Consider the following 7,382-nt stretch of genomic DNA (forward strand, 5'->3'; position numbering starts at 1 on the left):
TACTTAGTCAATGGGAGGAGCCTAGTTGTTCAGTTTAGCTGGCCTAAGGCTCATTCCAATGAGTAGTTTTTTACAAAAAAATACCTTGTTCTGCCCAATGATTTGTTTTTATAGGAGCCAGTTATGCCCACTGCGTCCTTCTTTGCCCCCGCTACCATAGCATTGCATACAGGCTACCAACCTGAACCACCATATGGCAGTCGCGCAGTACCGATTTATCAAACCACTAGTTATGCTTTTGGAGAGGCTTCAGTAGGTGCTGCCTTATTTAATGTTGAGCAGGGTGGGCATATTTATAGTCGGATGAGCAACCCTACGGTAGCTGTGTTAGAGCAACGCTTAGCGGCTTTAGAAGGGGGCGTAGGTTGTGTCTGTACGGCTTCGGGCATGAGTGCTCTATTCACCACTTTTTTAAGTTTATGTTCGGTGGGCGACCATATTGTTGCTGCCGCGCAGATTTATGGTTCAACCGCAACTTTATTACGCTATACCTTAAAGCGCTTTGGTATCACCACGAGCTTTGTGAATATTAATGATCACACAGCAGTGGCTACGGCTATTCAAGCCAATACTAAATTGGTTTTTTGCGAATCCATTGGTAACCCCGCTTTAGATATTGCCGATCTACCTAAATTAGCAGCCATCACCCAAGCGCAGGCTGTGCCTTTAGTCGTGGATGCCACTTTTGCAACCCCCGCTTTGGCTAAAACTATCGACTTGGGAGCGAATATTGTTGTGCATTCTTTAACTAAATGGATTGGTGGTAGTGGAAATGCTGTAGGTGGCGCGATTATTGACGGTGGGAATTTTAATTGGGGTACAGAGCAACGTGCTTTTCCAACCCTTACTGAAGATTATGCACCCTTCCAAGGTTTAAATTTTTGGGAAGAGTTTGGCCCCGCCGCTTTCACTATGCGGGTTCGTGCTGAGGCTATGCGTGATTTCGGGGCAGCTTTAAGTCCACAGAATGCTTTTTTACTGCTACAGGGTTTAGAAACTTTAAATTTACGTATGGCTAAGCATGTAGACAATGCACAGGCTTTGGCCGAGTGGCTGACTCAGCAAGGCGGGGTGGCTTGGGTGAATTATCCGGGTTTAAGTACGCATCCACAGTATGTTTTGGCTCAAGAGTTGATGCCGCAAGGGGCAGGCTCTATTTTAAGCTTTGGCATTCACGGCGGTTTAGCTGCAGGTTTAGCTTTTATGGATGCGTTGCAGCTTGGTACTAATCTTGCGAATGTGGGTGACTCACGTACTTTAGTCTTACATCCTGCTTCAACGACGCATTCACGGTTAGACTCACAAGCCCAACAGGCAGCAGGGATTAGTGCGGATCTGTTACGTGTTTCGGTAGGGTTAGAAGCCTTACAGGATATTCAAGCTGATTTTAGTCGGGGTTTGAAAGCTGCTGCGAAGTTAGTCAAGGAGTAGCTCATGTATCTAAACTTCCAACAAGCCCAAATTTATCTTGGTACAGGTGGCAAAGTTTTCGATGCGAATTTACCTACGGTCATCTTCTTACACGGCAGTGGGATGGATCATCGTGCTTGGCAGCTCCAAACCCGCTGGTTTGCTTTTCATGGCTTTTCTGTACTAGCACCTGATTTTCCTGCGCATAGCCTCTCCACCGGCCAAGCTTTAGCTTCAATTGAAGCTGCTGCCATTTGGGTCTGGGATTTAATTGATCAACTAAAAATTCAAACGGTGAGTTTAGTCGGTCATTCTCAAGGGGCTTTAGTCGCTTTAGAGGCGGCTGCTATGCAACCAGCTCGAATCCGTTCGTTGAGCTTGCTTGCAACTGGAGCCGCTATTCCGGTAAATGATCAGCTCCTACAGTTGGCACAGAAGAATAAGCCAGCAGCGGTTGCTGCTATGTTGAGTTGGGGCTTTGGAGAAGCTTATCAATTTGGCAACTCACAGGTTCCAGGCTTAGCCCCCTTAGCAATAGCAGGGCAAATTATGCAGCAGAATCCCTTAGCTACGGATTTAGCAGTTTGTCAGGCTTATCAAAATGGCGAGCTAGCCGCGCAAAAAATCATTGCGCCTACCCAATTAATTTTCGGCGAATATGATCGTATGACCCCGATTAAAGCCGGACGAGCGTTAGCAGGCGTTTTACCCAATTTACAAAGTCATACGGAATTAGCTTCAGGACATATGTTGCCGGTGGAAGAGCCAGCAGCTTGTTTACAGCTATTGCGTAATTTTATTCAGCCGTTCGCCTTAAGGGCATGATGAATTTATTGACAGGTTTGGCCCTCTTGTTGATTGGCTTTTCGGTGATCAATGCAGGCTTATTAGGACTCTATGCCGTGCGCCAGTCCACTCAAGTGGTCGCTCAGTTGAGTGCTGTGTTGCTCGTTATTTTAGCGGGTATTCAAGTTTTAAATTTTAGCTATCTAGAGTTTGGTACTGATTGGGTGCACAGCCGTTTTTACAATATTTTATTATTTATGGTGGCTCCCACTTTTTATCTACTCAGTGCGCCTTTGTTAGAGGCACAAATCCAAGCATTCACTCAACGCTGGAGGCATTTCTTACCGGTTCTGTTAGCACTAGTTTTGCCGTCTAATTGGGGATTGCCTTTAGCTTTTGTGGTCGGTTCTGGGTATTTAATCCGTCTAGGCTTCAATATTTATGCTTTACGAGCACAACGTAATCGTTTCCGCTTGGAGCTTTTAGGCTTAGCCCTCATATTTGCTCTGGCGATCTTGGTTATTTTACTTGGGGTGAGTAATTCTTTCGTACCGGATCGAGTGTTTTTTAGCTTGTATGCGACAGCGATTGGCTGTGGGTTTGTGCTCGTCAGTATAGTTTTAAGCTTCGCCCCACAATTACCCACCGAAGTCGCAGAGGCAGCAAGAGAAACTTATGCAGTTTCCACGTTAGGCAAAGTCGATTGTGAGGCTGCTTTACAAACACTGCAGCAATTCATGCAAACTCAACAGCTGTATCAGAATACGGAGTTAGATTTGCCCAGTTTGTCAGCGGCTTTGGGTCTAAGCCATTACCAGTTATCTGAGTTGATCAATACACGTTTGGGCAAAAGTTTCTCGCGCTATTTACGCGAGCAGCGTGTGGAAGCAGCTAAAGCTCAATTAATCAACGAACCTAAAGCTACGGTGCTGGGCATTGGTCTGGATGTAGGGTTCAGTTCACAGTCGAATTTTTATGAGGCTTTCCGTGAGATTGTCGGTATGACCCCTGGGCAATTTCGTAAATTAAACCAAAAATCCATTCCGAAATGATCAAAACGGAAGCCTAATCTAGTGTGTTTGCCTTAGTTTAGCTCTAAATTCATCTAAAAAGGAGCAGCTATGAAAGTATTAATCACGGGTGCCAGCGGTTTTATTGGTGGATCGATTAAAACAGCCTTAGAGCAAGCTGGGCATAGCATCGTACCGATTGCGCGCCGCTATGGTATCAATTTCAATGAAATGTTGCAGCCTGAACAGTGGGTTCCCTATTTAGCGGGTGTGGATGTAGTGATTAATGCGGTGGGGATTATTGCTGAAACCCGTGGGCAGTCCTTTGAAAATCTGCATACACGTGCCCCTTTGGCACTATTTAAAGCCAGTGAGCAGCAAGGAGTTAAACGCATTATTCAAATCTCTGCGCTTGGGGTTGAGGCAGGTTTTGTACCTTATCAACTCAGCAAAAAGGCTGCGGATGATGGGTTAAAAGCTTTAAATTTAGATTGGTTTATTCTCCGTCCATCCCTCGTGTATGGGCTAGGTGGGGCCAGCGATGCTATGTTCCGGCGCTTAGCCGCTTTACCGATTATTAGTCTCCCCGGCGGTGGACAGCAGCGGATTCAGCCGGTGAATGTTACCGATGTGGTGGCTACGGTTTTGCATTGCTTAACTGCGGAACCCACTAAGCAAGTGATTAATGTCGTGGGGCCTAAAGAATATACGCTAGAAACTTGGCTCCAAGCTTTGCGGGCGCAGCAAGGGAAAAAGCCAGCGCTGACTATCTCGATTCCTTGGTCGTTAATTATGCTCAGTGCTAAGGTGGGACATAAGCTGATTCCAGTGCTACATCCCGATAATATGCGTATGTTGGAGAAAGGTAATACAGCGGATGTAACGGGCTTTAAGCAGTTTCTGGGGCGGATGCCCTTGGGGTTAGGGGAGCGAGCATGAGCTACCTCAGTCTTAAGTACCTGCATATTTTAAGCATGGTACTGCTATTTGGGACGGGTTTAGGCAGCGCTTTTTATAAGTGGATGGCAGATCGTAGCGGAAATCTTGCGCATATCGCTGTGATGAATCGGCATGTAGTGCTAGCCGATTGGTTATTTACTACCCCGACTGTTATTTTTCAGCCAATCAGCGGTTTGTGGATGGTGTATCTCTTACATTATCCACTCACCACGCCGTGGATTATGCTGAGTTTAGTTTTGTATGCGCTAGCGGGTGCTTGTTGGTTGCCTGTAGTTTGGTTACAAATTCAAATGCGCCGTTTATCGGAGCATGCCTTAGCAACACAAACGGAGCTGCCTACTTTGTATTGGCGTTATGCACGTTATTGGTTTTGGCTTGGTGTGCCAGCTTTCATTGCCATGATCCTGATTGTGTTATTGATGGTGTTTAAGTTTACAGGTGGAGTGTAACAATGGCCGTAGTTTCTATTATGCAACAGGCTTTAGGCGCGCAATGGGATGAGTTGGCTCCTGCTTTAAAAGCACATTATATGTCTGCTGGTAATCGCGATGTGGGTGTCTTGAGTGTGGAATACCCTAAGTTTATGCAATGGCCGCTTAATTTTTTACGCTTATTTGGAACCTTGATTAATCAGCAGGCACAGAATACACCAACGCAAGTTAGTAAGCGCATGAGTGGCGAACAGCAAGTCTGGCAGCGTCGGGTCGAATTACCTAAGCAAGTCATGTCTTTTGATAGTGTCTGGCAGTATTGCGGTGGCAATGAGTTGATTGAGTATGTGAAGCCTTTTCTGGGTTTAAAAATGGCTGTCAAAGTACAGGAGGGGAAGCTCTATTATGAAGGCCGTAGCTATATTTTGAAATTAGGCAGCTTACTGATTCCCATTCCTGAATCTTTAGTCCTAGGGCATACCACCATCGAAGAAATAGGTGTTGATGAACAGCATTTCACGATGGATTTTCGCTTAAAGCATCCTCTGTTTGGACAGATTTATCGTTACTCAGGGCGTTTTCGCACCGAAGTAATTAATCCTTAATAAATACGTTGTCCTACGGTACTAGCCTGTTTAAACAGTTTTTTATGCGACACACTGTTGATCAGGAAAGCATCATTGGGCAGTTCTAAACTAGTTAAGAGCCGTTCTTGTAGTTTTTCCTGATTGACCACAAAACCGCGTATTTTAACCGCGATCACATACACGGGATAATTTGGAAAGTGTTGGACATCTTTTTGAGCTAACCAGATAGCCTTCACCTTTTTCTGCTTGGCCAAGCTTTCAAGGAGGATTGGCTTTAAGCTGGTAATGGCATTCATGCTTGGGTCAATCAACACATCTTTAGCTTGTAAGTCAGCACGTTCTTGCTGGGCAGCAGCCATCATATCGGTAGCCGCTTCTAGATGGATTAACCAGCGCTTGCTTTGCTCGGTATCATTTTGTTTAGTATAAAAACGCCATGCAGCCTCTGCTGCTGCCAATTGTAAATTTGGCTGCAGCATCGCTTCTTCCAAGTAATTAATGCCATTAGGATTATCTCGCTCAAGGAGTAAACGGCCAATGGCTAAATCAGCCTCCGTATCTTCCGGATGATATTCAGCATATTTTTGATACAGTGGGAGAGCATCTTTCTCAGGTAAATATTCCGCAGTAAGTTGAGCCAAATTCCAGCGTTCTTTAGGGGTTAAGTCCTCATACAATCGCATTTTGAGTTGATTAACCTTTTCCCGCGCAATTTTAGAGCGGGCATGTAAGTCATCCCATTGTGCACCATAAGATTCTAGCCATTTTCGATTGAAATGTTTAAAAACAGGCTCAAGTTCAGGTTCTAACCAAGTAATTGCTTTAGCTTCATGGGCATAGTTTGCTTGTAAATTTACCAGCTTTAAGGCCTTCAAACGCTCCATCAGCGCTGGATGTGTATCACTTGGATCGGTTTTACGATTCAGCGCAGCTCGTAAGTAGCGTTTAAAATCTTCATTTTTTAGATTAGCTTGTTGGTAAAACTGCCTTAACAAGGTGTAAATCTGGCTCTCGGCCTGGGCTTGAGTGTAGGGACGCTCAAATAAAGGTTTCCAAAAATGTTGTTGGGTAAACTCATTTAAAACAGTTAAGGATACTAAAGCCGAAGCAGCTGCTTCGCGTGAAGTTAATTGGCTGGCGATATAGTCAGCCTCATATTCATTATCACGCGCTAACACATAGGAGTAGCCAGCAAAATAAGGCGCATACCAGTTAAAAAATTTACTGATCAAGCCCGTACCTAGAGCCTTGGCTTGAATAAAAGACTGGTTGATTTGCGACCAGCTCTGACGGAGCTGATAAATTTTTCCAGCGAATTTGCTGTGATTTCCAGATAAGTGCGCAAGTTCGTGAGCCAAGACTGAGCGTGTTTGTTGCACAGAAAGGGCAAGTAATAATTCTAAACCAATGACTAAGGTATTTCGGGTGGGGCCAATTAAACCAAACCGTGGAGTTTGTACCAGTGCTACATTCAGGTTGGTATCAAGAATAATTTGATGAATAGTGGGGGTGCTTAACGTGTTACTGATTTTATCTACTTCGTCCCACAACTTAGGATAGTGCTTGCGCTCTAATACATAACCTTTGGGGCTAGGAATTTTTATGCAGATTGATCTCAATAAAACCCAAATTAAAGCGAATACTACAAAAATCAGCTTAGTTTTCAACAAAAGGATTAACAGAGCAGAACTAGTGAGCGCGAGCCAAGTAGCACCACCAGCTAATAACACTAAACTAATAAAAATAGCGAAAATGACCGCATAGCCTAAATAGACTAAGCGTTGCAAGCGGCGTTTATAAGTTTCCGGTTGCTGGTTTAGTTCTTGCTCAGCTTGTGCGACTAAGCTTTCAAAGTAGAGACGCTGTTCAGTGGTTGTTTTCATTAGGGTTTGGGTTGACGAATCATCTTGATTTAGCCTAACAAAGCTCTGAACCTACTTATGATTTTTCCGATTGATGGCCTGTTGTTAGGCATCATTTCGACAGAGTAATAGAGATAGCTTTTCAAAGTGTGGACTTCTTTAGCAAAGAGTCTAGCTGTGCTAGTATGCGCGCGCATTGCAGTTCACAACAGGTTCAGCCTCCTACTATGGCACGATACATATTCATTACTGGCGGTGTCGTTTCTTCCCTTGGCAAAGGCATCGCAGCCGCCTCTCTTGGTGCAATCCTTGAAGCACGTGGCCTTAAGGTCACCA

The 7,382-nt window shown here is 44.7% G+C and carries 8 protein-coding genes; 7 read left to right on the top strand and 1 reads right to left on the bottom strand.

The window, feature by feature from the left end; genetic code table 11:
- The first annotated feature begins 123 nt into the window (after window positions 1–123).
- From Q0230_RS06570 to Q0230_RS06595, 6 genes are all read left to right on the top strand, one after another.
- Window positions 124–1,431 (top strand): O-acetylhomoserine aminocarboxypropyltransferase/cysteine synthase family protein, encoded by a 1,308-nt coding sequence (locus tag Q0230_RS06570; protein WP_298609053.1) that lies wholly within the window; start codon window positions 124–126, stop codon window positions 1,429–1,431.
- Window positions 1,432–1,434: 3 nt separating this feature from the next.
- A complete protein-coding gene (locus tag Q0230_RS06575) occupies window positions 1,435–2,235 on the top strand; it encodes an alpha/beta hydrolase (protein ID WP_298609054.1) in 801 nt (266 codons plus the stop codon).
- Complete coding sequence (locus Q0230_RS06580; RefSeq protein ID WP_298609055.1) at window positions 2,232–3,248, top strand: helix-turn-helix domain-containing protein; 1,017 nt, start codon at window positions 2,232–2,234, stop codon at window positions 3,246–3,248. The genes Q0230_RS06575 and Q0230_RS06580 overlap by 4 nt, the downstream gene beginning before the upstream one ends.
- 69 nt (window positions 3,249–3,317) lie before the next feature.
- Window positions 3,318–4,145, top strand: a complete 828-nt coding sequence (locus tag Q0230_RS06585) for an NAD-dependent epimerase/dehydratase family protein (RefSeq protein ID WP_298609056.1) — start codon at window positions 3,318–3,320, stop codon at window positions 4,143–4,145.
- Window positions 4,142–4,615: a DUF2269 domain-containing protein gene (locus Q0230_RS06590; RefSeq protein ID WP_298609057.1), complete on the top strand. Its 474-nt coding sequence runs from the start codon at window positions 4,142–4,144 to the stop codon at window positions 4,613–4,615. Before Q0230_RS06585 ends, Q0230_RS06590 begins: the two co-directional genes overlap by 4 nt.
- Window positions 4,616–4,617: 2 nt before the next feature.
- Complete coding sequence (locus Q0230_RS06595) at window positions 4,618–5,202, top strand: DUF4166 domain-containing protein (RefSeq protein ID WP_298609058.1); 585 nt, start codon at window positions 4,618–4,620, stop codon at window positions 5,200–5,202.
- On the opposite strand, the gene Q0230_RS06600 is transcribed toward Q0230_RS06595, so the two are convergent.
- Entirely contained in the window at window positions 5,199–7,067 is a 1,869-nt protein-coding gene (locus Q0230_RS06600; RefSeq protein ID WP_298609059.1) for a M48 family metallopeptidase, read from the bottom strand. The two genes, Q0230_RS06595 and Q0230_RS06600, sit on opposite strands and share 4 nt — an antisense overlap.
- A 206-nt stretch (window positions 7,068–7,273) precedes the next feature.
- Here Q0230_RS06600 and Q0230_RS06605 point away from each other — a divergent pair.
- The coding region (locus tag Q0230_RS06605) for a hypothetical protein (RefSeq protein WP_298609060.1) at window positions 7,274–7,382 on the top strand (109 nt) is incomplete at its 3' end.

The sequence above is a fragment of the uncultured Thiothrix sp. genome, assembly GCF_937876535.1.
Classification (GTDB): Bacteria; Pseudomonadota; Gammaproteobacteria; order Thiotrichales; family Thiotrichaceae; genus Thiolinea.

Coding starts and splice junctions, on each gene's coding strand:
- Q0230_RS06570 (WP_298609053.1), top strand. CDS start 124: ATGCCCACTGCGTCCTTCTTTGCCCCCGCTACCATAGCATTGCATACA.
- Q0230_RS06575 (WP_298609054.1), top strand. CDS start 1,435: ATGTATCTAAACTTCCAACAAGCCCAAATTTATCTTGGTACAGGTGGC.
- Q0230_RS06580 (WP_298609055.1), top strand. CDS start 2,232: ATGATGAATTTATTGACAGGTTTGGCCCTCTTGTTGATTGGCTTTTCG.
- Q0230_RS06585 (WP_298609056.1), top strand. CDS start 3,318: ATGAAAGTATTAATCACGGGTGCCAGCGGTTTTATTGGTGGATCGATT.
- Q0230_RS06590 (WP_298609057.1), top strand. CDS start 4,142: ATGAGCTACCTCAGTCTTAAGTACCTGCATATTTTAAGCATGGTACTG.
- Q0230_RS06595 (WP_298609058.1), top strand. CDS start 4,618: ATGGCCGTAGTTTCTATTATGCAACAGGCTTTAGGCGCGCAATGGGAT.
- Q0230_RS06600 (WP_298609059.1), bottom strand. CDS start 7,067: ATGAAAACAACCACTGAACAGCGTCTCTACTTTGAAAGCTTAGTCGCA.